The 23,680-nt window shown below is 53.2% G+C and carries 20 protein-coding genes; 10 read left to right on the top strand and 10 right to left on the bottom strand.

From position 1 onward, the window contains the following. Positions 1–11: 11 nt before the first annotated feature. Genes R5268_RS17195 through arcC form a run of 3 tightly spaced genes read left to right on the top strand, consistent with a single transcriptional unit; the run spans position 12 to position 3,653 of the window. Positions 12–1,229 carry a YgeY family selenium metabolism-linked hydrolase gene (locus R5268_RS17195; protein WP_046892061.1) on the top strand — a complete coding sequence of 406 codons (1,218 nt, stop codon included), beginning with the start codon at positions 12–14 and terminating at the stop codon, positions 1,227–1,229. A 54-nt stretch (positions 1,230–1,283) separates the two neighbouring features. Beyond that, the gene (gene hydA / locus R5268_RS17190; RefSeq protein WP_317419909.1) at positions 1,284–2,675 is read left to right on the top strand and encodes a dihydropyrimidinase; all 1,392 of its coding nucleotides are present in this window, start codon (positions 1,284–1,286) and stop codon (positions 2,673–2,675) included. Between the two features lie 45 nt (positions 2,676–2,720). Further along, complete coding sequence (arcC, locus tag R5268_RS17185) at positions 2,721–3,653, top strand: carbamate kinase (protein ID WP_107679449.1); 933 nt, start codon at positions 2,721–2,723, stop codon at positions 3,651–3,653. Positions 3,654–3,718: 65 nt separating this feature from the next. On the opposite strand, the gene R5268_RS17180 is transcribed toward arcC, so the two are convergent. Next, positions 3,719–5,344, bottom strand: a complete 1,626-nt coding sequence (locus tag R5268_RS17180; RefSeq protein WP_317419907.1) for a DUF4139 domain-containing protein — start codon at positions 5,342–5,344, stop codon at positions 3,719–3,721. 259 nt (positions 5,345–5,603) lie between these two features. Between R5268_RS17180 and R5268_RS17175 the strand changes: the two genes are divergently transcribed. Together R5268_RS17175 and R5268_RS17170 are read left to right on the top strand one after the other, a co-directional pair. Then, positions 5,604–6,833, top strand: a complete 1,230-nt coding sequence (locus tag R5268_RS17175; RefSeq protein ID WP_218455070.1) for an MFS transporter — start codon at positions 5,604–5,606, stop codon at positions 6,831–6,833. Between the two features lie 148 nt (positions 6,834–6,981). Further along, positions 6,982–7,533 carry an RNA 2'-phosphotransferase gene (locus R5268_RS17170; protein ID WP_218455069.1) on the top strand — a complete coding sequence of 184 codons (552 nt, stop codon included), beginning with the start codon at positions 6,982–6,984 and terminating at the stop codon, positions 7,531–7,533. Positions 7,534–7,539: 6 nt separating this feature from the next. Here the strand turns inward: R5268_RS17170 and fghA are convergent, their stop codons facing one another. The 3 genes from fghA to tet(D) form a co-directional block, all read right to left on the bottom strand. Then, on the bottom strand, positions 7,540–8,370 hold the full coding sequence (gene fghA, locus R5268_RS17165) for an S-formylglutathione hydrolase (RefSeq protein WP_317419904.1): 831 nt from the start codon (positions 8,368–8,370) through the stop codon (positions 7,540–7,542). 21 nt (positions 8,371–8,391) lie between these two features. After that, a complete protein-coding gene (locus tag R5268_RS17160; RefSeq protein WP_004236057.1) occupies positions 8,392–9,501 on the bottom strand; it encodes an S-(hydroxymethyl)glutathione dehydrogenase/class III alcohol dehydrogenase in 1,110 nt (369 codons plus the stop codon). 94 nt (positions 9,502–9,595) lie between these two features. Further along, entirely contained in the window at positions 9,596–10,780 is a 1,185-nt protein-coding gene (gene tet(D) / locus R5268_RS17155; protein ID WP_317419901.1) for a tetracycline efflux MFS transporter Tet(D), read from the bottom strand. 94 nt (positions 10,781–10,874) lie between these two features. Between tet(D) and tetR(D) the strand changes: the two genes are divergently transcribed. After that, positions 10,875–11,504: a tetracycline resistance transcriptional repressor TetR(D) gene (tetR(D), locus tag R5268_RS17150; protein ID WP_218455066.1), complete on the top strand. Its 630-nt coding sequence runs from the start codon at positions 10,875–10,877 to the stop codon at positions 11,502–11,504. 109 nt (positions 11,505–11,613) lie between these two features. Here tetR(D) and R5268_RS17145 read toward each other — a convergent pair whose 3' ends face one another. After that, on the bottom strand, positions 11,614–12,825 hold the full coding sequence (locus tag R5268_RS17145) for a mechanosensitive ion channel family protein (RefSeq protein ID WP_166708915.1): 1,212 nt from the start codon (positions 12,823–12,825) through the stop codon (positions 11,614–11,616). A 94-nt stretch (positions 12,826–12,919) separates the two neighbouring features. Then, positions 12,920–13,795: a LysR family transcriptional regulator gene (locus tag R5268_RS17140; protein ID WP_317419899.1), complete on the bottom strand. Its 876-nt coding sequence runs from the start codon at positions 13,793–13,795 to the stop codon at positions 12,920–12,922. 149 nt (positions 13,796–13,944) lie between these two features. Here R5268_RS17140 and R5268_RS17135 point away from each other — a divergent pair, with 149 nt between their 5' ends. Then, a complete protein-coding gene (locus R5268_RS17135) occupies positions 13,945–14,559 on the top strand; it encodes a LysE family translocator (protein WP_317419898.1) in 615 nt (204 codons plus the stop codon). Between the two features lie 36 nt (positions 14,560–14,595). On the opposite strand, the gene R5268_RS17130 is transcribed toward R5268_RS17135, so the two are convergent. Both R5268_RS17130 and R5268_RS17125 read right to left on the bottom strand, forming a co-directional pair. Continuing rightward, on the bottom strand, positions 14,596–14,940 hold the full coding sequence (locus R5268_RS17130; RefSeq protein ID WP_230657377.1) for a hypothetical protein: 345 nt from the start codon (positions 14,938–14,940) through the stop codon (positions 14,596–14,598). After that, on the bottom strand, positions 14,937–15,485 hold the full coding sequence (locus R5268_RS17125) for a toxin-activating lysine-acyltransferase (RefSeq protein ID WP_052927101.1): 549 nt from the start codon (positions 15,483–15,485) through the stop codon (positions 14,937–14,939). Before R5268_RS17125 ends, R5268_RS17130 begins: the two co-directional genes overlap by 4 nt. Before the next feature lie 140 nt (positions 15,486–15,625). Between R5268_RS17125 and R5268_RS17120 the strand changes: the two genes are divergently transcribed. Beyond that, complete coding sequence (locus R5268_RS17120; protein WP_317419893.1) at positions 15,626–17,017, top strand: Nramp family divalent metal transporter; 1,392 nt, start codon at positions 15,626–15,628, stop codon at positions 17,015–17,017. A gap of 38 nt (positions 17,018–17,055) precedes the next feature. Here the strand turns inward: R5268_RS17120 and yqeB are convergent, their stop codons facing one another. Together yqeB and yqeC are read right to left on the bottom strand one after the other, a co-directional pair. After that, entirely contained in the window at positions 17,056–18,672 is a 1,617-nt protein-coding gene (gene yqeB / locus R5268_RS17115) for a selenium-dependent molybdenum cofactor biosynthesis protein YqeB (protein WP_046892050.1), read from the bottom strand. Positions 18,673–18,712: 40 nt separating this feature from the next. After that, a complete protein-coding gene (yqeC, locus tag R5268_RS17110; protein WP_052927099.1) occupies positions 18,713–19,528 on the bottom strand; it encodes a selenium cofactor biosynthesis protein YqeC in 816 nt (271 codons plus the stop codon). 59 nt (positions 19,529–19,587) lie between these two features. Between yqeC and R5268_RS17105 the strand changes: the two genes are divergently transcribed. Together R5268_RS17105 and ygfK are read left to right on the top strand one after the other, a co-directional pair. Continuing rightward, entirely contained in the window at positions 19,588–20,223 is a 636-nt protein-coding gene (locus R5268_RS17105) for an NTP transferase domain-containing protein (RefSeq protein ID WP_317419890.1), read from the top strand. A gap of 344 nt (positions 20,224–20,567) precedes the next feature. Continuing rightward, positions 20,568–23,678 (top strand): putative selenate reductase subunit YgfK, encoded by a 3,111-nt coding sequence (gene ygfK / locus R5268_RS17100; protein WP_218455063.1) that lies wholly within the window; start codon positions 20,568–20,570, stop codon positions 23,676–23,678. The last annotated feature ends 2 nt before the right edge of the window (positions 23,679–23,680 follow it).

Genomic DNA, 23,680 nt, shown 5'->3' with positions numbered 1-23,680 from the left:
AGTATTGAAACATGGCTAAGCAAATCCCGTTCGATGAAATTGTCAAAAAAGCTGAACACTATAAAAAAGACATGACCCGCTTTCTGCGCGATATGGTGGCAATTCCCAGCGAAAGCTGTGATGAAAAACGCGTGATTCACCGCATCAAAGAAGAGATGGAAAAAGTCGGTTTTGATAAAGTGGATATCGACCCGATGGGGAACATTCTGGGCTATATCGGTCACGGCCCGCACCTGATCGCAATGGATGCGCATATCGATACCGTCGGTATCGGTAACATCAAAAACTGGGAATTCGACCCGTACGAAGGTATGGAAAACGATGAAATCATCGGCGGACGCGGTACGTCTGACCAGGAAGGCGGCATGGCATCGATGGTTTATGCCGGTAAAATTATCAAAGACTTAGGTCTGGAAGATCAGTACACCCTGCTGGTGACCGGGACCGTTCAGGAAGAAGACTGTGACGGTCTGTGCTGGCAGTACATTATCGAGCAGGACAAAATCAGACCGGAATTCGTGGTCAGTACCGAACCGACAGACTGTCAGATTTACCGCGGCCAGCGCGGCCGTATGGAAATCCGCATTGATGTTCCGGGGATCAGCTGCCACGGCTCCGCACCGGAGCGCGGTGATAACGCTATCTTCAAAATGGGACCGATTCTGGGCGAATTGCAGGAGCTGTCAAAACGTCTGGCACACGATGATTTCCTCGGCCAGGGCACACTGACTGTTTCTGAAATTTTCTACACCTCACCAAGCCGCTGTGCCGTTGCTGACAGCTGTGCGGTTTCTATCGACCGCCGTCTGACCTGGGGCGAAACCTGGGAAGGCGCACTGGACGAAATCCGCGCATTACCGGCAGTCAAAGCCGCGAAAGGCGTCGTGTCTATGTACACCTATGAGCGTGCGTCCTGGACCGGTCTGGTCTATCCGACAGAGTGCTACTTCCCGACCTGGAAAGTGGAAGAAGATCACTTCACCGTGAAGACGCTGGATCGCGCTTACCGCGGCCTGTTCAATAAAGAGCCGGTTGTAGATAAGTGGACTTTCTCCACCAACGGTGTTTCTATCATGGGTCGTCACGGCATTCCGGTCATCGGTTTTGGTCCGGGTAAAGAGCCTGAAGCACACGCACCAAACGAAAAAACATGGAAAGATCACCTGGTGACCTGTGCGGCAATGTATGCGGCCATTCCGTTAAGCTACATGGCTGAACTGAAAAAATAATTATGTCTTACCGGCCCCGTACAGATGTGCGGGGCTTTTTCAGGAGTACCCCCTATGCGCACAGTTATTATCAACGGCACCGTTGTCAATGCGGACGGACAATACCGGCAGGATGTTCTGATTGAAAACGGCCTGATCTCACAGGTTGCACCGGATATTGTACCGGAGACAAATGACCGGATTATTGATGCACAGGGATGTTATGTTTTTCCCGGCGGTATTGATGTTCATACCCACTTTAATATTGATGTCGGCCTTGCCCGCAGCTGTGATGATTTTTACACCGGCACGCGTGCGGCAGCCTGCGGCGGTACCACCACCATTATCGATCATATGGGATTTGGTCCGGCGGGTTGTTCACTGCACCACCAGCTCGAGAATTATCACCGCTACGCCAAAGGACGTGCCGTTATCGACTACAGTTTTCACGGCGTCATCCAGCATATCAATGACGATATTTTAAAGGAAATCCCGCTGATGGTGGCGGACGGGATCAGCAGTTTTAAACTCTATCTGACCTATCAGTACAAACTGGATGATCCGGATATCTTACGCGCTCTGCAACAGCTTAACCGTTCCGGGGCACTGACCACCGTGCATCCGGAAAATGACGCGGTGATTGCGCAGCGCAAGGCGGAATTTGTGAAAAAAGGTCAGACCTCGCCGATTTTCCATGCCCTGAGCCGTCCGGCGGAATGCGAAACAGAAGCTATCGGCCGGATGATCAACCTGGCCCGGATCTGCGGCAATGCGCCGCTCTATATTGTTCACCTTTCCAACGGATCAGGTCTTGATTACCTGAAGATGGCGAAAGACCGTCATCAGCCGGTCTGGATAGAAACCTGTCCGCAGTATCTGTTCCTTGATGAGCGCTGTTATGAGCGTGATGACGGCCTGAAATTTATTCTCAGCCCGCCGCTGCGTAACCGCCGGGAAGCGGATGCGCTTTGGCTGGGTATTGATGACGGCGATATTGATGTGGTCGCCACCGACCACTGCACGTTCCCGTATCAGCAGCGTCTGGCGCTGTCCGGCGGGGATTTCACCCGCTGTCCGAACGGCCTGCCGGGCGTTGAGAACCGCATGTTACTGCTGTTTTCTGCGGGCGTGATGCAGGGACGGATTTCGCCGGAACACTTTGTTTCCCTGACCAGTGCGATGCCGGCAAAACTGTTTGGTATCTGGCCGGAAAAAGGCGTGATCCGCCCGGGCTCAGACGGTGATATCACCATTATCGACCCGGCACAGGAAACCACGATCCGCCACGCGGATCTGCACGATAACGCAGATTACAGCCCGTACGAGGGTATGACCGTACAGGGTGCTGTCCGCTGCACACTGTCACGCGGTGATATTGTTTACCGTGACGGTGAATTTACGGCTGAACCCGGCCGCGGCCGTTTCCTGAAACGCCGTCCGTTTAAAACACCGCACCGGTGTTATTAATTTTTCCGATTATCGTTTCAACTCATTTATTACGGGTAAAAAAGGATGAAAAAAACAATCGTATTAGCACTGGGCGGCAACGCACTGGGAAATGATCTTCCGGGACAGAGGGTTGCTGTCAGAACCACCTCTGTCGTGATCGCCGACCTGATTGCTCAGGGATACCGCGTTGTGGTCACACACGGCAACGGCCCGCAGGTCGGAATGATAACCGGCGCCTTTGAGGCGGCCAGCAAAACCGAAGCCAAATCGCCGGTTCTGCCGATGTCAGTCTGTGTGGCTCTGAGCCAGGGATATATCGGTTATGATTTACAGAATGCGCTGCGTGAAGAGCTGCTGAGCCGGGGGATCAATAAGCCGGTCGCCACGATTGTGACACAGGTGGAAGTCGATGCCGCCGATCCGTCATTCAAAAACCCGACCAAACCTATCGGCGCGTTCTATACCAAAGAAGAAGCGGATGCACTGACCCTGAAAGGGTTTGAGATGCGCGAGGATGCGGGCCGGGGTTACCGCCGTGTGGTGTCATCACCGAAACCGGTTGATATTATTGAAAAAGAAACAGTTAAAGCAATGCTGGATGCCGATCAGCTGGTGATCACCGTCGGTGGCGGCGGAATTCCGGTGATCCGCGACGGCAACAAACTGCACGGTGCCAACGCGGTTATCGACAAAGACTGGGCGAGTGCCAAACTGGCGGAGATGATCGATGCGGATATGCTGATTATCCTGACCGCAGTAGAGAAAATTGCCATCAATTTCGGCAAACCAAACGAGCAGTGGCTGGATAAACTGACCTCTGCGGATGCGCAGCGCTATATCGATGAAAAACATTTTGCGCCGGGCTCGATGTTACCGAAAGTGGAAGCCGCGCTCTCTTTCAGCCGCAGTAAAAAAGGCCGTCAGGCACTGATTACATTGTTGGATAAAGCCAAAGAGGGTATTGAGGGTAAAACCGGTACCGTTATCGGCGACTAATCTTTCTTTTCTTTCTGTGAAAAACGGCCGGGGTTCCCGGCCGTTTGCTTTGTTACCTGCGGGAATTATAAACCGTTAACGGGTTTATCTTTCGGGTATTTCAGTGTGTAATTCAGCGGCAGTTCTGTTGTCTGCTGCGGCTTCAGTTCCGCTTTCCATTCCACTTCACCGGTCTGTTTGTTCACTTTACCTTCACCCGTTGAGACATCTTTCACCAGGATATTGCTATCCTGACTGACCGGGATCTGGTCAAAAACCGTTACCACCAGCGGCGCTTTGGCAAAGGATGACAGCGTGATCACATACCCTTCGGTCTGTTCAACCGCAGAGCCCAGGATACCCGGCTGTTTTGTCATCTTATTGTCCACCTTACGGCTGACCTGAATATCTTTATTCATACCAAACGGTACTTCCAGCTCATCGGTGATCAGGCCGGAATCAATATAGGTCTGCCCGATATAGCGGTTATCAAAATAGATATTCGCCTTACCGCTGAGCAGATTCAGCGCCGGTGCATTTTCCACAACCGCCTGTAAGTACACATGTTCATCTATCTTAGGCCGTGTGATATAGCGATATTTTCCGTCCAGATCCGTCTGCTTGATAGTCAGTGAACGGGATTCCGCAACGGACGGCAGGGAATACGGCTTATCGATAGTATAGGTCAGGCTGATACCGTTACTCTCTGCGGTAACAAACGACGAGATCCCGCCGGCGGGGGCTTTTTTCGCCATACGGTTACGGCTGTATTCCGCATCGGCCATCATCGCCGGTGCCGGGGCAGCCGTCATTTCGGCCAGCACACCGTAGTCTTTCATCATCGATAAATACCACGGATAAAGCTGCGGCGGCGCGATGCTCTGCACCGGGTCAGCGGATGACAGCACCAGATCCACCTGATCCCAGTCAATACCGGTATTCTGAATCACATCCGCTTTATAGGTCAGCGTCACCGGCTTATCCATACCGGTGCTGCGGATATCATAGGACGGCGCCCAGGCCGCATCCGGCGTGATATAGTCAATATCCAGTGCCGCAGTTACCGCTTTTTTCGCTGACACATTCAGCACCAGCTGAGTGCGGCGTTCCTTAAACTGTGCAATCTTCTCTTCATACTGCGCTTTCAGCAGAGTCAGTGCTTCGGTTTTTTCATTAATTTGCCGAGTGTATTCCAGCTGTTCCGCATAGATTTTTGCCATCTGACTGCGGATAAAATCCAGCTTCTGCACCGATTGTTCCTGTGTCAGCGGCGCACCGCCGGTACCGAAGAAATTCTGGTCACGCAACAGGCCAAGCTGCTCGTTATTGATTTCAGTCTGCATATTCAGCTTCTGAATAGCCAGATCCTGTTCCTCAATCTGCGCTTTCATGGCATTGATGTCATCTGAATACACCGGTTTTTCAATTTCGCTGCGCAGATTGATTGACTGAATAATGACATCATCATTATCAAGCATAACGGATAAGCTGCTCGGATTAATGTTTCCGGCCACATTGGTCAGGATGATATCACTGTCACCGGCAGGCAGATTGAGTGTTGCGCTGTTACTCAGCTCTGCCCCGCGCAGGAAAATCGTTGCTTTGTTAAGTTTTACATCCTGAACAATCACATTCGGTTTACCCGCCGCACCGGCTGTTACCGCCATACCGGCGATCAGCAGGGTACTTTTAATGCCAAAGGTTAATCCCATTGCTTAACTCCCTGATTATTATCATCACAATTCCGGCATCGCAGACCGGCAGACGGCTGTGAGCACTATAACACTTCATAATAGAACAGCCCCCCGGATGAAGATAACGGAATAACCTTAAAAACAGCGCTGTCCACCGGTTTCCGTTCTTTTTATATGTTGCCGTCTCTTTAAAACGGTATTTTATGATTAACATTTATACTTTTATTGTTTAGTATACTAAACACATTTCTTCTGACGGATAAAAAAGGCCGCAATCATGACGACACTCCGGACACACACGGCGGCGTCAGCCACCTCACGTAACAAGCTGTTATGGATAGCCGGGATGGGCTGGACATTTGATGCCATGGATGTCGGACTGCTGGCATTTCTGCTGGCGGCCTTACAGGCAGACTGGGGGCTGAGTGCCTCGCAGCTCGGCTGGATCGGCAGTCTCAATGCTGCCGGAATGGCTGTGGGTGCCTTTGTTTTCGGTATTATGGCGGACAGAAAAGGCCGTAAACCGGTGTTTATTCTCACCCTGCTGCTGTTCAGTCTCGGTTCCGGCCTGACGGCTGTCGCCGGTTCGCTGGCGGTGGTTCTGGTGCTGCGCTTTTTTATCGGCATGGGGCTGGGCGGGGAGCTGCCGGTGGCGTCCACGCTGGTCAGTGAGAGCGTGGCCCCTCACGAGCGCGGCCGCGTGGTTGTGCTGCTGGAAAGTTTCTGGGCTGTGGGCTGGCTGATTGCGGCGCTGATTGCCTATTATGTTATCCCGGATTACGGCTGGCGCACGGCGATGCTGCTCAGCGCCCTGCCTGCGCTGTATGCGCTCTGGCTGCGGGCAAAACTGCCGGAACCGGTATCCCGCTATACCGCACAGGAGCGCCCGAAACTTACGGTGGCGCAGTCAATGGCGCTGATCTGGTCGCCGCAATACCGCCGTGCCACCCTGATGCTGTGGATCCTGTGGTTCTGTGTGGTGTTTTCCTATTACGGTATTTTTCTCTGGCTGCCCGGCGTGGCGATCCTCAAGGGTTTCAGTCTGATAAAAAGCTTCCAGTATGTGCTGATCATGACACTCGCCCAACTGCCCGGCTATTTCAGTGCCGCCTGGCTGATTGAACGTTACGGCCGCAAATTCGTGCTGGTGACCTATCTCGCCGGGACAGCAATCAGCGCGTACGGCTTCAGTTGCGCGGAAACCGCCACGGCACTGGTCATCTCCGGTATGCTGCTCTCATTCTTTAACCTCGGTGCCTGGGGCGCGCTCTACGCCTACACCCCGGAGCAGTATCCGGACAGTGTCCGTGCCACCGGTGCGGGAACTGCCACAGCCATCGGACGGATAGGCGGGATTCTCGGGCCGCTGCTGGCCGGTTACCTGATTCAGTATCAGTTTGCTGTCAGCACGATTTTCCTGATCTTCAGTGCCGCGGTAGTGATCGCTATTCTCGCGGTGCTCTTCCTCGGCGCGGAAACCCGTAACCGCGAACTCAGTACTATTTAAAAACAGACTGACGGCGGTTATTCCGCCGTCAGTATCTGATACAGCGCAGGGTTATCGCAGTCCTTTCTCCCTTTTACCGCCGCAGACGCGTATAATTCATCCATGATATCACCGCCGGATCACCGGCAAACACGATAAAATAAACACGATGAATCAATACGATAAAATCAGTAAATTTCTGAGCTATGTCCTGAGGCACAAACCGGAATCCATCGGGATCAGCCTCGACGGTGAGGGCTGGACAGAGATTGCCGCACTGCTGCGTCAGGCCACAGTTCACGGCACGCCGTTTGATCGCGGAACACTGGATGAAATAGTGCAGACCAATGATAAAAAACGGTTTACGATCTCATCCGATGGTATGTACATCCGCGCGGCACAGGGACACTCCGCCGGGCAGGTGGCGATAGATTATCCGCCGCAGACACCGCCGGACACACTTTATCACGGCACCGCTATCCGGTTTATCAGTGATATTTGTGAATTGGGGCTGATTGCCGGATCACGGCATTATGTCCACCTCAGTGCGGATGAAGATACCGCGCTGACGGTCGGTGCCCGCCACGGCAAACCGGTGGTACTCACCATTGCCGCCGGAGAGATGTATAAAACCGGTTATCCGTTCTATCTGGCGGATAACGGCGTCTGGCTGACGCCGCATGTACCGATAAAATACCTGTCGCAGAAAAAACCCGGCTGACCGGGTTTATGCGTTGAGACGTGCCGCATGCCAGGCGATATGATCCGCGATAAAACTCGCAATAAAGTAATAGCTGTGATCATAACCGGCATGCACACGGATAGTGTGCGGGATAGCGTGTGTTTCGCAGGCCGATTTCAGTAACCCGGTTTTCAGCTGCTTACTGAAGAACGTATCCGCAAGCCCCTGATCAACCAATACATCCGCGACGCGGTGGCCGGATTCGATCAGTCTGACCGCATCATACTGTTCCCACACCGCTTTATCCTGTCCCAGATAGGCAGAGAACGCTTTTTCGCCCCACGGCACCTGTGACGGTGACACAATCGGCGCAAACGCCGACACACTGAGGAACGCCTCCGGATTACGCAGCGCCAGTACCAGTGCGCCGTGTCCGCCCATCGAGTGCCCGCAGATACTGCGTTTTTCCGACGTGCCGAAATGCCCTGTCACCAGGGTATGCAGCTCATCCAGAATGTAATCATACATCTGATAATGTTCCTGCCACGGTTCCTGTGTGGCATTGACATAAAACCCGGCGCCCTGCCCGAGATCATACTCTTTATCATCCGCCACCTGACTGCCGCGCGGACTGGTGTCCGGCGCGACAATCACCAGACCGTGCTCTGCCGCATAACGCTGCGCACCGGCTTTGGTGATAAAATTCTGCTCGTTACAGGTCAGCCCGGACAGCCAGTACAGCACCGGACATTTTTCTGTTTTTGCCTGCGGCGGCAAAAACACCGAAAACGTCATCGGTGTGCCGGTTACCGCAGAGTGATGACGCCAGACTTCCTGGCTGCCGCCGAAACAAGCGTGGTGTTCAATCCGTTCCATATTATCTCCCTGAATACGTTATCAGTAATGAATAACTGTGCGGATGGATTTACCATCGTGCATCAAATCAAACGCCTCGTTGATTTTATCCAGTTCCATGGTGTGCGTGACAAACGGTGCCAGCTCGATTTTACCGCTCATGGCATCTTCCACCATTCCAGGCAACTGAGTACGGCCTTTCACGCCGCCGAACGCCGTGCCTTTCCAGACCCGCCCGGTGACCAGCTGGAACGGACGTGTTGAAATCTCTTTTCCGGCACCCGCCACCCCGATAATCACCGACTGTCCCCAGCCGCGGTGCGCACTTTCCAGTGCCGACCGCATCACATTGACATTACCGATACATTCAAAGGTATGATCAACACCCCATTTGGTCATTTCGACCAGCACCTGCTGAATAGGTTTGTCATAATCATTCGGGTTAATGCAGTCTGTGGCACCGAACTGTTTTGCCAGTTCAAATTTGGACGGATTGGTATCGATAGCAAAGATACGTCCGGCTTTTGCCTGACGCGCCCCCTGCACCACCGCCAGCCCGATACCGCCGAGGCCGAATACCGCCACGGAATCCCCTTCCTGTACCTTCGCGGTATTGTGCACCGCACCGATCCCGGTGGTCACGCCGCAGCCGAGCAGACAAACCTGTTCCGCATTGGCCTGCGGATTGATTTTCGCCAGTGAGACTTCCGCGACAACGGTATATTCGCTGAATGTTGAGCAGCCCATATAGTGATAGAGCGGCTGACCGTTATAGGAGAAACGGCTGGTGCCGTCCGGCATCACGCCTTTGCCCTGGGTTTCGCGGACCGCGACACAGAGGTTGGTTTTGCCGGAGGTACAGAAATCACACTCACCGCATTCGGCGGTGTACAGCGGGATCACATGGTCGCCCGGTTTCACACTGGTTACGCCCTCGCCGACCTCAACCACCACCCCGGCACCTTCATGGCCGAGCACTACCGGGAACAGACCTTCCGGATCATCACCGGATAACGTGTAGGCATCGGTATGGCATACCCCGGTGTGACTGATTTTCACCAGCACTTCACCTTTCTTCGGCGGTGCCACATCAATTTCAACAATTTCAAGGGGTAAACCAGGCCCGAAGGCGACTGCTGCGCGTGATTTCATAACGGTTCCTCTGTGTCTGAGGCTTATCATGGCAGGTGATAAGCACGAATGCCGTCCACCATACCGCACAACAGCGCTGCCTGTATAGCGCCGGTCAGCAGGTTGCCGCCACCGGTGCCGGTTTTCTGATCAGCAGGCAGATTGCCAGCAGCAGGCCGTACAGTACGGTACCAATCAGCCACACCGTTCCGTCCGCGCTCTGCTGTGTCTGACTGAAGATAAAGGCAAACAGCAGCGGGCCTGCCACCCCGGTCAGATTGGTCAGGCTGACCAGCACGCCCTGTAATTTGCCCTGGTTTGCTGCCGATGCCCCGGCGGAGATAATTCCCTGCAATGCAGGCAGGGCAATCCCGCCACCCGCCAGCAGGATCAGCACCGGATATACCATCCATCCGGAAGTGATGGCGGACATCAGTAAAAATGCGGTTGCATCGGCGATAAACCCGGTAAAGATAATCGTTTTTTCACTCAGCCGTTTCGCCAGTATCCCGGCAACCACCGCCTGAAACAGAACATGCATTGCCCCGAGTCCCGCCAGTGAAAACCCGACTGCCGCACTGTCCCAGGCAAAACGGCTCTCCGTAAACAGCACCCAGACCGTGGCCGGGATCTGCCCGATAAGCTGTGCGGTAAAAAAGACAAACAGCAGCAGCGCCAGCGGTTTAAGCAGTGTGACAAAACTGATACCTGCGCTTTCCGCTTTCTGCTCTGCCGGTTTCTCTTCTGCCTGAACCGCCGGTTTAAAGAGAAAAAAGACCATCAGAAACGTGCAGGCATTCAGTATCGCCGCAATCACAAACGGCAGATGCGGCGAGATATCTCCCGCCAGCCCGCCGACAGCAGGCCCGGCAATCAGCCCCGCCCCGAACGCCGCGCCGAGACGTCCGAACCAGGCGGTGCGTTCACTGACCGCCGTGCTGTCTGCCACCACGGAAGCCGCAACCGCGCCGGTGGCACCGGTGATCCCGGAGATTATCCGCCCGAGATACAGCATCCACAGCACATTGGACAGTGCCAGCAGCGTGTAATCAAGCGCAGCACCCGCGAGCGATAACAGCAGTACCGGTCTGCGTCCCAGTTTATCTGACCATCTGCCCAGCAGAGGTGCAAAGCAGACCTGCATCACCGCATACAGCGCCAGCAGAATGCCGTAATGATTTGCCACATCCGCCTCCGGGAGATATTCCCGCAACAGTGACGGCAATACCGGCATGATCAGACCAATACCCATCGCGTCCAGCAGTGTAATCACCAGCGCGATAACGGCGGGTTTATTCATTTTTCAGATCCTGTGTTAATTCTCTATCATTGATAGAGTTGGAATATATCCCTATCAGTGATAGAGTGTCAATCTGAAATCAGAGGAGATAGTCATGGCACGGCTGAACAGAGAATCGGTTATTGATGCAGCACTGGAACTGCTGAATGAGACAGGCATTGACGGGCTGACGACCCGCAAGCTGGCGCAGAAGCTGGGTATAGAACAACCGACACTCTACTGGCATGTGAAAAATAAACGGGCACTGCTGGATGCGCTGGCGGTGGAAATCCTGGCGCGTCATCATGACTATTCACTGCCTGCGGAAGGTGAGTCCTGGCAATCTTTTCTGCGCAATAATGCGATGAGTTTCCGCCGGGCGCTGTTGTGTTACCGTGACGGGGCAAAAGTGCATCTCGGTACACGCCCGGATGAAAAGCAGTATGATACGGTGGAAACCCAGTTACGGTTTATGACCGACAACGGCTTTTCCCTGCGGGACGGGTTATATGCGATTTCGGCGGTCAGTCATTTTACGCTGGGTGCCGTGCTGGAGCAGCAGGAGCACAACGCGGCTTCGGGTGATCGTCCCGCAGCAGCGGATGACACTCTGCCGCCGTTATTGCGGGAAGCCCTGCACATTATGGACAGTGATGATGGTGAACAGGCCTTTCTGCACGGCCTGGAGAGCCTGATTCTGGGGTTTGAGGTGCAGTTAACCCACTCAGGACAGAGTCCGCGATAACGGGAAAAGAAAACGAAAAGCATGCGCGTCATGGATGACGCGCCTGAGCGTACAGGGATGTATTTACAGCGGCTTTTCGTTTTTGCCCGTTATCTGCGGGCGGGACACATCACCGTCCGGCTCTGTATCGCAGATTCGCCAGGTCATGACCGGACGGTTGCTGGTAAATATCCAGCCGGAAATATTTTGCCGACGCATTCACATATTCAAATATCTGCGACTGGGTTTCCTCATAATCAACCCAGGTTGTGGAGCGGGTAAAACAGTATATTTCAACCGGTAATCCCTCCGGTGTCGGTGACATTGTTCTGATCACCAGATACATATCTGTCCGCACATCGCCGCGCATTTTTATCCAGCTGAGAAGATATTTACGGAATAACTGTAAATTGGTGACGCCTTTTGCGGCCATCCACTCTTTCACGTCATCGTAACCGGTATTTTCCGACAGAATGTCATCCAGAGACTGACGAAAGGCTTCCTGATTCCGCAGTTCCGCTAATAAGGTTTCATCCGCAAACGACACCGAGGACTGGTCAATATAAAAACTGCGTTTAATCCGGCGGCCGCCGGAAGAAAACATCGGCTGCCAGTTGGTGTATTTTTCAGTCAGGAAATCTTTTGTCGGGATACGTGAAATTGTATTATCCCAGTTACGGACAGTAATGGTATGCAGTGCAATATCAATCACTTCACCGCTGATATTACTGCCGGGTAATTCTATCCAGTCATACAGTTTCAGCACCTTACCGTTGGATACCAGAATATTGGCCACAAAGGATAATAAGGTGTGCTGAAAGACAAACATCAGCACCGCAGCAACGGCACCGAAACCGGAAATAATAATCAGCGGTGACTGCGAGGTCATTAAGGCAATAATCAGGATAAAGGAAACAATCCACACCCCGATTTTAGCAATCTCAATATACCCTTTTATTGAGCTGTTCCGGTACGATGAGCGTCCGGTATGACGCAGAATAAAGATATCCAGCCCGTCATTGACCAGTGAAGCCAGATTAATAATCAGAAATGCAGTGCACACCGTATTAAACAGAATATTCATTTCTGCTGAGAACGTCGGCAGCATTTTATTGAGATACAGCACCAGCGTGACAGACACAACAGATGCGCTCTTCTTGGCAATACTGTGGATCATGCTGTCGTCAGTCAGGTTGGTAAATAATGACAGCAGACGTTTTGCCACGCGCAGAAATATGAGCCGCCCGAGAAACCAGGTGACCAGCAGAATAACCACCAGAATCGCCGCCGATAAAACGGAGCTCGCGGTAATAAAATGATATAATTCAGATAATTTTTCCATCATATCTCACAGCATACATCAAAATATCAGCTGATGAGTCTGACACAGGTAAAATATGTGTGTTTGATTACGGGTGGTATCAGGCAATTACCGGTTATCCGCTGACAGGTAATGACAATCCGGCCAGACTCTCATTAATTTGCGTCCGCAGCCACGATGTGAAAATCCATTCCGGACTCTCTTTTTCCGGCGCTGACGGAAATAACAGATAATACGATGTGTTGTCCGTCATAAATCCGCCCGGCGCTGCCAGTTGCCCTGACAGTAATTCATCCGCCGCCATCAGAAATGAAGCCACGGTGATCCCCTGTCCCGCCAGCGCCGCCTGAATACACATATAAAAATGTTCATAGGAAACGGTCCGAAGCCGGTGAGAATCGTCCCCGGATAAGTGCTGCCAGGTCTGCCAGACATCCGGTCGTGTCGCCGGTATCAGCAGAGCATCACCGGCTCCGGTGCCCGGCCGCTGTACCCGGCCGATAAATTCCCGGCACAATTTCACCGCATGAATATCCGGCCGCCATTTGAAATCATTGCGCCGCAGTGCGATATCCGCACCGGTTTTCTGAAAATCAATCGCACCGCCGGCAGTGACCAGCCGGACGGTAATCGCCGGATAACGCTGATAGAAATGACTGAGGCGCGGGATCAGCCAGCGCATGGCGATCGTCGGCTCACAGGAAAGCGTGATGACATTATCGCGCTGCTGATGCTGTATTTTTTCCACGGTCTGTGCAAGCTGACTGAAGATCCGCCCGGTGGTCTGAAACAGCGTCTGTCCCGCCGGCGTCAGGAATACGGCGCGGTTGCGCCGTTCAAACAATGAAATCCCCAGTTCCTCTTCCAGCAGACGGATTTGTCTGCTCACAGCACCGTGAGTGACATGCAATTCTTCTGCGGCGCGGACAAAACTGCCGCTCCGGGCGGCGGCGTCAAAAAAGCGTAATGCGGAAAGTGGCGGTAATTTCATTCTCGTTATCTGTGAGAAAAACTGACGTATTTATGACAGGATATATCGTTTTTATCCCTTTCACAAACGACTGATAATAAAGATACAGAAACAATAATGAGAAAAATAATACTCATTATTCCGGTCAGTTTTTATCAGGGATATTCACAATGAATGAAATTATTGCAGTCGCGGTGATCACCACTCTGGCGGTGATCAGTCCGGGACCGGACTTTGCTGCCGTCACCCGTAACAGTTATTTGTACGGCACAAGAACCGGCCTGTTTTCAGCACTCGGTATTGCCTTTGGTGTGCAGTTACATGTGATTTATACGGTATTTGGCGTGACGCTGTTAATTATGCAGTCACCGGCGTTATTTACCGTGATTAAATCGCTGGGGATTATTTATCTTATCTGGCTCGGGTTTAAATCATTTACCAATAAAACCCGGATTTCCGTCAGCAGTTCAGACAGCCCCGCGCTGTCAGCTTCCGGGGCATTCCGTAACGGCTTTTTTGTGAACGCCCTGAACCCGAAAACCATGTTATTTGTGGTATCGGTATACACCCAGGTGATCAGCCGTGATAACACATTGATGATAAATTTCGGCTACGGTGCCTTTATTTCTTTTGCTCACTGGTTGTGGTTCAGCTTAATTGCGCTGTTTTTCTCCAATCCGGTTATCCGTAATAAGATCCTCAGCCGCCAGCTTCTGGCGGACAAAATTATCGGCGTCTTATTAATGCTGCTCGGAATTTCCCTGATTTTTTTCACCCTTCACTGACGGATAACACCCTGCGGGTGGTTTCCGGCGGGAAACTCAGGATTTTTTCTGAAGCTCACACACCATATGCCCCGGTGATTCCGGATTCAGATCGCGGGTGCCGAAGCGGCGGACGGAATAATCAGAACGGATACAGTGATAAACCCGGTTTGTCGCGGCAGACGATACCGAAAAAACGATATTCCGCTTACCAGTTACGGACGGCGGATTTTCTTTTATATTACTGATAGTGAGATCAGCAATATCCCCGGTCTGAAAATCGCGGTTAATCGCGGCCTGTGCATGCATTTTCAGGGAATCCGGCGTATAGGCAGGATAAATATTTTCATCCGCACATCCCGCGGATAATACAATAATAACGGCCAGACCGATTTTCTTCATTGCTGCTCCTGTTGATTCTGCTGCGCTTTCTGCGGATACATAACCGGATGTGCGGCACGCCATTCAGCCGCCTGTTTTTCGCTGAGTTTATGGCCTTTGAATTCGATGATTCTGATACTTTTTTCACTTTCATTCAGGCGCAGCATGCGAAAACACTGATCCGGAAAAATCGTGCTCATAATAAGCTCCGCCATCTCATTATCCTCATCAGAAGGTGCTATCCAGTCAAATAACCAGATACGGTTACCGCTGCGCAGCTGCTGATACAACTCAGACTCATCACATCCGGACAGATAACGCTGTTCCGTTTCTGCGCTCAGCGCTCCCCAACTGAGGAAAAAACAGGGCTGGTTGTTTTCCAGTACCAGAACGTACTGTTTTTGTTTGATAAGCGGCAGCAGCAGCTTTCCCAGGGCACGCAGCGGTGTTTTACTGTGCCGCGGAGACAGCATCCATAACCAGACCGATGCACCCCAGATTTCCGCCTCACTGGGTTTATCATCCGCCAGAAACGGGGCATAAACCGTGTACTTGCCGATTTTCATGTTTCTTCCTTTTGGACAGAGCCTGCGCGGAGAGGGTAGCGCATTACGGCAGGCGCCGTACCCGGTATCATCCTAAATCTGACCGGACGGCGATCGCACAAATGTGATAATCCCGCATCACGATAAGGGATATAGTGATAATGGTTATCATTACGATCACGGACGGATTTATCATGCTGAATACACCGCAACTCAGTCTGGCTGAAATTAATAATACCGTCCCTGTCGCCGGGGCAAAAGCCGGTTTTCTGCGCAAGCTGTTTGCGTTTTCCGGCCCGGGGGCGCTGGTGGCGGTGGGCTATATGGACCCGGGTAACTGGATCACCTCGATTCAGGGCGGGGCGCTGTACAGCTATCTGCTGCTGTCGGTGATTTTGCTGTCCAGCCTGATTGCGATGCTGTTACAGGCGATGTGCGCGAAACTCGGGATCGTGACCGGGCAGGATCTGGCTCAGGCCACCCGTTCACGGGTCGGGCCGAAAACAGCCGCCCTGCTGTGGATAACCACTGAACTGGCAATTATGGCCACTGAAATCGCAGAGGTGATCGGCAGTGCGGTGGCGCTGAATCTGCTGTTTGATATTCCGCTGATGGCCGGTGTCCTGCTGACGGTGCTGGATGTGTTTTTGCTGCTGGTGCTGATGAAGCTCGGTTTCCGCAAAATTGAAGCGTTCGTGTTTGTCCTGATTTTAACGATTTTCGTGATTTTCGCCTATGAAGTGGCGCTGTCTGATCCGAATCTGCGCGATATGATGCGCGGATTTATCCCGTCTGAAAAAATCTTTACCGCCACACTCGCCGGACAGGATTCCGCTCTGCTGATCGGGCTGGGGATTGTCGGTGCCACCGTGATGCCGCATAACCTTTATCTGCACTCCTCGATTGTACAGACCCGTCAGTATGATCGCCGCAGCGAAACCGGACTGCGCGAGGCCATCCGCTTTGCCACTATCGATTCCAATATCCAGCTCGGGTTTTCATTTATTATCAACTGCCTGCTGCTGGTACTGGGGGCGGCGCTGTTTTTCGGTAATGACCCGTCGGATCTGGGGCGGTTTACCCAATTGTATGATGCACTGAAAAACCCGGATATCGTCGGTGTGATTGCCAGTTCCACCTTAGCGACGCTGTTTGCCGTGGCGCTGCTGGCCTCCGGACAGAATGCCACAATCACCGGCACACTGACCGGCCAGATTGTGATGGAGGGCTTTATTCATCTGCGCCTGCCGATGTGGCTGCGCCGTGTGATCACCCGCGGCCTGGCGGTGATTCCGGTGATTATCTGTATTTATCTGTGGGGTGATCGCGAAGATGTGGTGGAAAAACTGCTGATTTATACTCAGGTATTTCTGAGTATCGCCCTGCCGTTCTCGATGATCCCGCTGCTGCTGCTGACCTCGAGCAAAAAAATCATGGGGGTGTTTGTTAACTCACGGCTGACGATCGTACTCGGGACCGTCGCCACTGTGGTGCTGGTTGTGCTCAATTTACAGCTGATCCGGGAAGTGGCCGGGATGCTGTTCCGTGCCTGAATCATCCGGGTACGCTGCCGTACCCGGAAAGTCCGTTATCAGCACGCCGGTGCGCTGTCCATTTTGTTCAGCCGGGTCATGATGGCTTCCAGCACGCCGCCGCCGATAGCGCGGGCTTTATCAGAAACAGAACGGAAATCAGCCAGTGCCCCGCGCGGGTCAACATCGGCGATTTTAAAGCCTTCCGGCACACACAACCCCTCATTAAGCAGGCCGCGCACCATGCCGTCCATCGGTGAGAGAATTTCCGTGTCGCCGATGCGGGCAATCACATCCCCCTCGTGTACCAGATCACCGATATTCACATGACGGGTCATCATGCCGCTGTGCGGCGCGCGTAACACCCGTTCAGTGGTTTTACCGTTGATATTGCCGGGAATACCGGTATTCGGTGCTGCACAGCCGTGAGTGATCACCCGGCCGAGATGATGGCCGCGCTGGGTTTCAATGACCGCATCACAGTCCACACCGGCCTCAAAGCCCGGCCCGAGCGCTATCGTGCAGGGTGCCATTTTGCGGTGTGTACCGGCAACGTTGCGTTTGGCGATAATCGCATCCACCACCACATCCGGATGCAGCGCCGGTAACAGTTCACCGCGTTCATCTGCCAGTACCGGGATCACCCCTTCTTTCAGATAGCGGTTTACTTCATCAATATCATGAGCATAGCGGGCACAAACACCTTCCACGCAGCTTTCGCCGTCATAAAGTGCCTGGGCGAAAGAGACCGTACAGCGGATCACCGTTGGTTTGCAGACATCCAGCATCACCACATCAAACCCGCTGTGATAGAGACGCAGAGCCACGCCGGTTGCCAGATCACCCGCGCCGCGGATCACCACCCGTCTGACTCTGCGGATCTCCGCCGGGCTCTGTTTCATTGCCCCGCCCGGTGCGTCATTCATCACCTGCAGCAGTTCGGCCAGAATACTGATCGCGATTTCATGCGGCGTTTCCGCGCCGATATCATAACCGATCGGAGCATGAAGCCGTGAAAGCTGCGCTTCAGACACCCCCGATTCGCTTAATTGTTTAGTGAAAGTCTGTACTTTGCGTCGGCTGCCGAGCAATCCGAGGTATTTCACCGGTTTTTCGATAAGGCAGTTGAGGGATTCCAGATCCTGGCTGTTAGTGGCGATAATCACATAATCTTCCGGCTGCGGATCGAGCTGATTCACCGCATCGGTAAATGACGGTACGTGCCACAGGCGGGTTGACGGCGGGAACAGATCCGGCTCCAGGCTCCCGGCATACACATCCGCCACATGAATATCAATATTCAGAAAAGCCGCCAGCTGCGCAATGGCGCGGTTGACGTGACCGCCGCCGAGCAGGATCAGACGCGGACGCACACCGTGTACCGCAATATATACCGACATCGCACCGCCGCAGTCGGAGCCGACCGCATGCTGCCCGTTGCGGGCCATCCGGCCGTGAAACATACGGGAACGCCCCTCGTGCAGCGCTTCCACCGCCTCTTCGATCACTTTGCGCTCCACCATACCACCGCCGATGGTACCGATAGTTTTTCCGTCCCCCAGCACCAGCATTTGTGCGCTGTGACGGGGGGTGCTGCCTGAACATTCAATAATTTCCGCCATGGCAAACGGGCAATTTTTCTCAACCAACTTCGCTGCTTCGGTAAAAATTTTCATAAACAGACCTCAATGGATATCCCTGCATTTATCATTGATATTATTGTCGCTGCAATATGTGTGTAATTGCGGGATCTTCCCTGACGGCACCGAACCATACTGCGTTCAGCGGAGTGCCGCGGAGCCAGTCTGCCAGTATGTCCGGCGAAAAATTCTCATTTTGAGAAAAACGGTTTATCAGCCAGATCCGTAATGCATCCGGCGGTGCTGATTTCCACATCCCCTGCGGGTGCCGGATCAGGCGGCTTATCGCCCCCAAATCCAGCGTATCACCGCTGTTTAAGCCGGTAACGGCAGAGAAATGTGACCACCGGTGTACATTATCAGGCCCGACAGGCGTCCCCAGAAGACGGCCGTCTGTCACAGCAATAACACAATCACTGTAATCAGGTATGCAAGGTTCATGCTCAGCCGGCGCTTTTATACCAAAACCGCGAGCTCCGTCAGCTTCGGCTAAAATAACATCAACGGCATTCTGCTCCGCAAGGGCATTAATATCCGCAGAGGAGAAACCGCTGACCTTATTATTCTGCGGGTTCCAGCCGGTATAACAGGCAAATGATCCGCGATTTGTCACCGCATCCGGCAGGCGGACCGGATGACAGGCGAGAATAACCGGAAACCCCTCCCGGGGCAGAAACATATGCGTGGTGGTGGTGATCATCACCTTTTTTCCTAACCGGGAAAAAGCCCGTGCCAGCCAGAACAGGCAGCTGGTTTTGCCGCCCGCACCGACGATACTGATCACCATTGCATGGCCGCCCGGATGTGTATCACATAACCGGCGCAGCGGTTCAGGTATAGTGGCGCAACTTCGGACAGGGATCTGTGTATTGAGAGCCGTTGTCATCGTCATTACCGAATCCTTTGAATATCAGTCACTTTCTATGTTTATCAGCGGAGTGTATATCCATTATGCCGTCTCACCTGACCTCAGCCGATACCGCTTTATCCTATTTATCGATCCGTAAGCCGTATTGCCCGCAGGAAACAGACTGCATCATGACGGCCGCCGGGCTCTCCTCACGAATGGGTGAATGGAAAATGATGCTGCCGTGGGGCCGCGGCGGGGCCACCCTGCTGGATACCAGTCTGGCTAATGCACTGCATTTTTGTCACAGGGTCATCCTGGTGACCGGCTTTCGCGGCGCGGAACTGGCCGAGCGTTATCAGTCCGTAAAACGCATTCATATTCTTTATAATCCGGAATATGAAACCGGACTGCTCTCCTCACAGCGCCTGGCCGCACAGGCGGTGACCAGCGAATACTGTTTTCTCACCCACGGTGATGTGCCGTTCCTCACCCCGGAAATCTGGCAGACGCTGTGGGCACAGCGCGGTGATGCCGCACTCCTTCCCTGTTACAAGCAAGTTCCGGGCCATCCCGTGCTGCTCTCCCGCGCATGTCTGCTCGCGGCACTGTCACATCCGGCGGGTAATACCATGAAAAAACGGCTGCTGGCCGGTCCGCACCGTTTCCTGAATATGCCGAGTGATGCGGTGATTACCGATATCGATACGCCGGAGATTTATCAGCATTATCGCGGGTAATCCGGATGTACACTATTACATCCATCCCATTAATAACATTAATTGTTAACATCACTTTTCCATTATCAATGTGATACGTTTTTTCTTTTTTTGAGAATCTTATTCACATGTTAATCCCATGGTAATAAAGATATTTTTTATTGATTCATATTCTCATTTAGCGCTGTGCGAGCTGTTTCACACTTTGCTTCTAAGATTAGATTTATCTCACATTTTTTTATTTCTCTGAACGCGAAATCGGCGGCTGCAAACAATCCTGGCGTAATTGTTGCAACTGTGAGTGCATACAGTTGCATGTCCCGCTCCACCGGCATGCCCCCTCATATTGCAGCAAGGAGAGTTTTATGGGAGATATAATGCGTCCCGTCCCGTTCGGCGAACTTCTGAACCGGATCTTTGAAGAATATAAGGCGAGCCGTTCCATTTTTGGTATCAATGAACGGCAGTTTTACCGCAGAGAGCATCAGCATCCTCTGATGTCCGTCTTCGGTGAAACCTGCGAGACGCCGATCGGCCCTGCGGCCGGTCCCCATACTCAGCTTGCTCAGAATATTGTGGTTTCCTGGCTGACCGGCGGCCGTTTTATCGAGGTGAAAACGGTTCAGATCCTCGATGAACTGGAGCTCGAAAAGCCGTGTATCGATGCTCAGGACGAATGTTTCAACACCGAATGGTCCACCGAATTTACCCTGCCGAAAGCCCACGACGAATACCTCAAAGCCTGGTTTGCCCTTCATTTGTTAGAAGCCATTTTTGACCCGCGCACCAAAGGCGAGGCCAAATCCTTCATCTTTAATATGAGTGTCGGTTATAACCTGGAAGGGATTAAACAGCCGCGTATGCAGCAGTATATCCACGCGATGATGGATTCCTCTCAGCTGCCGGTCTTCGCGAAATACCGTGAGGAAATGAAAGCCTTTATTTCCCGTCCGGGCTTCCTGAAAGAGCTGGGTCTTGACGATCGCAAAGCCGATCTGCTGGCCATGACTGACCGTGTACCGGGTGATTTATCCAAAGGTGTGACCCTCTCCACCATGCACGGCTGTCCGCCGGATGAAATCGAGGCTATCTGCCGCTACATGCTGGAAGAGAAACGCATCAACACCTATGTGAAGCTGAACCCGACACTGCTCGGCTTCGCGCGTGTCCGTGAAATCCTCGACACCTGCGGCTTTGATTATATCGGGCTGAGTGAGGAGTCGTTCTCTCATGACCTGAAACTGGATCGCGCCCTGGAAATGTTACAGCGCCTGCTGGATCTGGCGAAAGAAGTGAAGCGCGGTTTCGGGGTAAAACTGACCAACACCCTCGGCACCATCAATAACAAAGGACGTCTGCCGGGCGGCGAGATGTATATGTCAGGCCGTGCCCTGTTCCCGCTTTCCATCAACGTTGCCGCACTGCTTTCCCGCCATTTTGACGGCAAACTGCCGGTTTCTTATTCCGGCGGCGCCAGCAAGTTCAATATCCGCGATATTTTTGAATCCGGTATCCGCCCTATCACCATGGCAACTGACCTGCTGAAACCGGGCGGCTATATGCGTCAGACCGAGTGCCTGCGCGAGCTGGATGAATCTGATGCGTGGGGCATGACGCAGATTGATGTGGGTAAACTGAATGCGCTGGCAGAACGCGCCGTCAGTATGGAATATACCCAGAAACACTGGAAATCAGATCAGGAAATCGATGCGGGCGGCCCGCTGCCGCTGACCGACTGCTATGTCGCACCGTGTGTGACCGCCTGTGCCATCAAACAGGATATCCCTGAGTATATCCGTCTGCTGGGCGAAGGACGCTATGCGGATGCGCTGGAACTGATTTACCAGCGCAACGCCCTGCCTGCTATCACCGGTCATATCTGTGATCACCAGTGCCAGTACAACTGTACCCGTCTGGATTACGAAAGCGCGCTGAATATCCGCGAACTGAAAAAAGTGGCGGTGGAAAAAGGCTGGAAAGAGTACAAAGCCCGCTGGCACAAACCGGCCGGTTCCGGTGATAAAAATCCGGTAGCGGTGATTGGTGCCGGTCCTGCGGGTCTGGCGGCCGGGTATTTCCTCGCCCGTGCCGGTCATCCGGTGACGGTATTTGAGAAAGAAGCCAATGCCGGTGGTGTGGTGGCGAATATCATCCCGCACTTCCGTATCCCGCGTGAAACCATTGAGCACGATATTCAGTTCGTCGCCGACCACGGCGTGAAATTTGAATACGGCTGTGACCCGCGTCTGACCGTCGATAAGCTGATGGAGCAGGGTTTCACCTATGTGCTGGTCGGGATCGGGACAGATAAAAACAGCGGCGTGAAACTCGCCGGGGATAACCGTAACGTCTATAAATCCCTGCCGTTCCTGCATGATTACAACAACAACGCACCGCTGAAAATGGGCAAACATGTTGCCGTTATCGGTGCCGGTAACACCGCGATGGACTGCGCCCGCGCCGCCAAACGGATTGCCGGTGTGGAAGATGTGACCGTTATCTACCGCCGCTCTCAGGCAGAAATGCCTGCCTGGCCGGAAGAATATGAAGAAGCAGTGGAAGATGATGTGAAATTCATGTTCCTGCACAATCCGGAGCAGTTCAATGCTGACGGCACCCTGCTGGTCCGTACCATGAAGCTGGGTGAGCCGGATGAGTCAGGCCGCCGCCGTCCGGTGGCGACAGAAGAAACTGTCACCCTGAAAATCGACAGCGTGATCACCGCTATCGGCGAGCAGCAGGACTGCGAAGTGCTGTCACAAATCGGTGTACCGATGGGCGATGACGGCTGGCCTGCGGTGTACCGCAACAGCGGTGAAACCACCCGCGCCAATGTGTTCCTGATTGGTGACGTGCAGAGCGGCCCGTCCTCTATCGTGGCGGCTATCGGTGATGCGGGCCGTGCGACGGATGCCATTCTGGAGCGCGAAAATATCCTCTCTCACTACAGTGATAAATACTGGCTCAATGTCGACCCGCAGGATATCACTGACCGCAAAGGCGCTATCGCCGTGCAGATGGTGGACAGCGACGACCGCGAAGCGTTCGTGAAACAGGAAGCAGAGCGCTGCCTGGAATGTAACTACATCTGTGCGAAATGTGTGGATGTGTGCCCGAACCGCGCCAATATTTCCGTCGCGATTCCGGGCTTCCGTAACCGTTATCAGACCCTGCACCTGGATGCGATGTGTAACGAGTGCGGTAACTGTGCCCAGTTCTGTCCGTGGCAGGGCAAGCCGTACAAAGACAAAGTCACTATCTTCAGCCTGCCGGAAGACTTCGAAAACAGCACCAACCCGGGCTTCCTGGCTGACGGCAGCACCTTTACTGTCCGCCTGGACGGCAAAGTCAGCAAACTGCAGCTCGATGCTGACGGGGAATTCAGCCGGGTTCCGCAGGAGCTGGAAGAGATGTGCCGCATCATGAGCCATGTTCATAAACACTATCGTTATCTGTTAGGCCGGGTGGAGAAATAATT

This window comes from Morganella sp. BCCO 40_0007 (genome assembly GCF_032989665.1).
Classification (GTDB): Bacteria; Pseudomonadota; Gammaproteobacteria; order Enterobacterales; family Enterobacteriaceae; genus Morganella; species Morganella sibonii.
Note: the sequence above shows the minus strand (reverse complement) of the source record. Positions and strands in the feature narration are given on the sequence as shown.

What these genes read in the sequence shown, in the direction of transcription:
- R5268_RS17170 (WP_218455069.1), top strand. Translation starts at nt 6,982, where the DNA reads ATGAATCAATACGATAAAATCAGTAAATTTCTGAGCTATGTCCTGAGG.
- R5268_RS17105 (WP_317419890.1), top strand. Translation starts at nt 19,588, where the DNA reads ATGCCGTCTCACCTGACCTCAGCCGATACCGCTTTATCCTATTTATCG.
- R5268_RS17120 (WP_317419893.1), top strand. Translation starts at nt 15,626, where the DNA reads ATGGTTATCATTACGATCACGGACGGATTTATCATGCTGAATACACCG.
- yqeB (WP_046892050.1), bottom strand. Translation starts at nt 18,672, where the DNA reads ATGAAAATTTTTACCGAAGCAGCGAAGTTGGTTGAGAAAAATTGCCCG.
- R5268_RS17135 (WP_317419898.1), top strand. Translation starts at nt 13,945, where the DNA reads ATGAATGAAATTATTGCAGTCGCGGTGATCACCACTCTGGCGGTGATC.
- R5268_RS17130 (WP_230657377.1), bottom strand. Translation starts at nt 14,940, where the DNA reads ATGAAGAAAATCGGTCTGGCCGTTATTATTGTATTATCCGCGGGATGT.
- R5268_RS17145 (WP_166708915.1), bottom strand. Translation starts at nt 12,825, where the DNA reads ATGGAAAAATTATCTGAATTATATCATTTTATTACCGCGAGCTCCGTT.
- R5268_RS17160 (WP_004236057.1), bottom strand. Translation starts at nt 9,501, where the DNA reads ATGAAATCACGCGCAGCAGTCGCCTTCGGGCCTGGTTTACCCCTTGAA.
- R5268_RS17195 (WP_046892061.1), top strand. Translation starts at nt 12, where the DNA reads ATGGCTAAGCAAATCCCGTTCGATGAAATTGTCAAAAAAGCTGAACAC.
- arcC (WP_107679449.1), top strand. Translation starts at nt 2,721, where the DNA reads ATGAAAAAAACAATCGTATTAGCACTGGGCGGCAACGCACTGGGAAAT.
- R5268_RS17140 (WP_317419899.1), bottom strand. Translation starts at nt 13,795, where the DNA reads ATGAAATTACCGCCACTTTCCGCATTACGCTTTTTTGACGCCGCCGCC.
- R5268_RS17180 (WP_317419907.1), bottom strand. Translation starts at nt 5,344, where the DNA reads ATGGGATTAACCTTTGGCATTAAAAGTACCCTGCTGATCGCCGGTATG.
- R5268_RS17125 (WP_052927101.1), bottom strand. Translation starts at nt 15,485, where the DNA reads ATGAAAATCGGCAAGTACACGGTTTATGCCCCGTTTCTGGCGGATGAT.
- fghA (WP_317419904.1), bottom strand. Translation starts at nt 8,370, where the DNA reads ATGGAACGGATTGAACACCACGCTTGTTTCGGCGGCAGCCAGGAAGTC.
- yqeC (WP_052927099.1), bottom strand. Translation starts at nt 19,528, where the DNA reads ATGACGATGACAACGGCTCTCAATACACAGATCCCTGTCCGAAGTTGC.
- R5268_RS17175 (WP_218455070.1), top strand. Translation starts at nt 5,604, where the DNA reads ATGACGACACTCCGGACACACACGGCGGCGTCAGCCACCTCACGTAAC.
- ygfK (WP_218455063.1), top strand. Translation starts at nt 20,568, where the DNA reads ATGGGAGATATAATGCGTCCCGTCCCGTTCGGCGAACTTCTGAACCGG.
- hydA (WP_317419909.1), top strand. Translation starts at nt 1,284, where the DNA reads ATGCGCACAGTTATTATCAACGGCACCGTTGTCAATGCGGACGGACAA.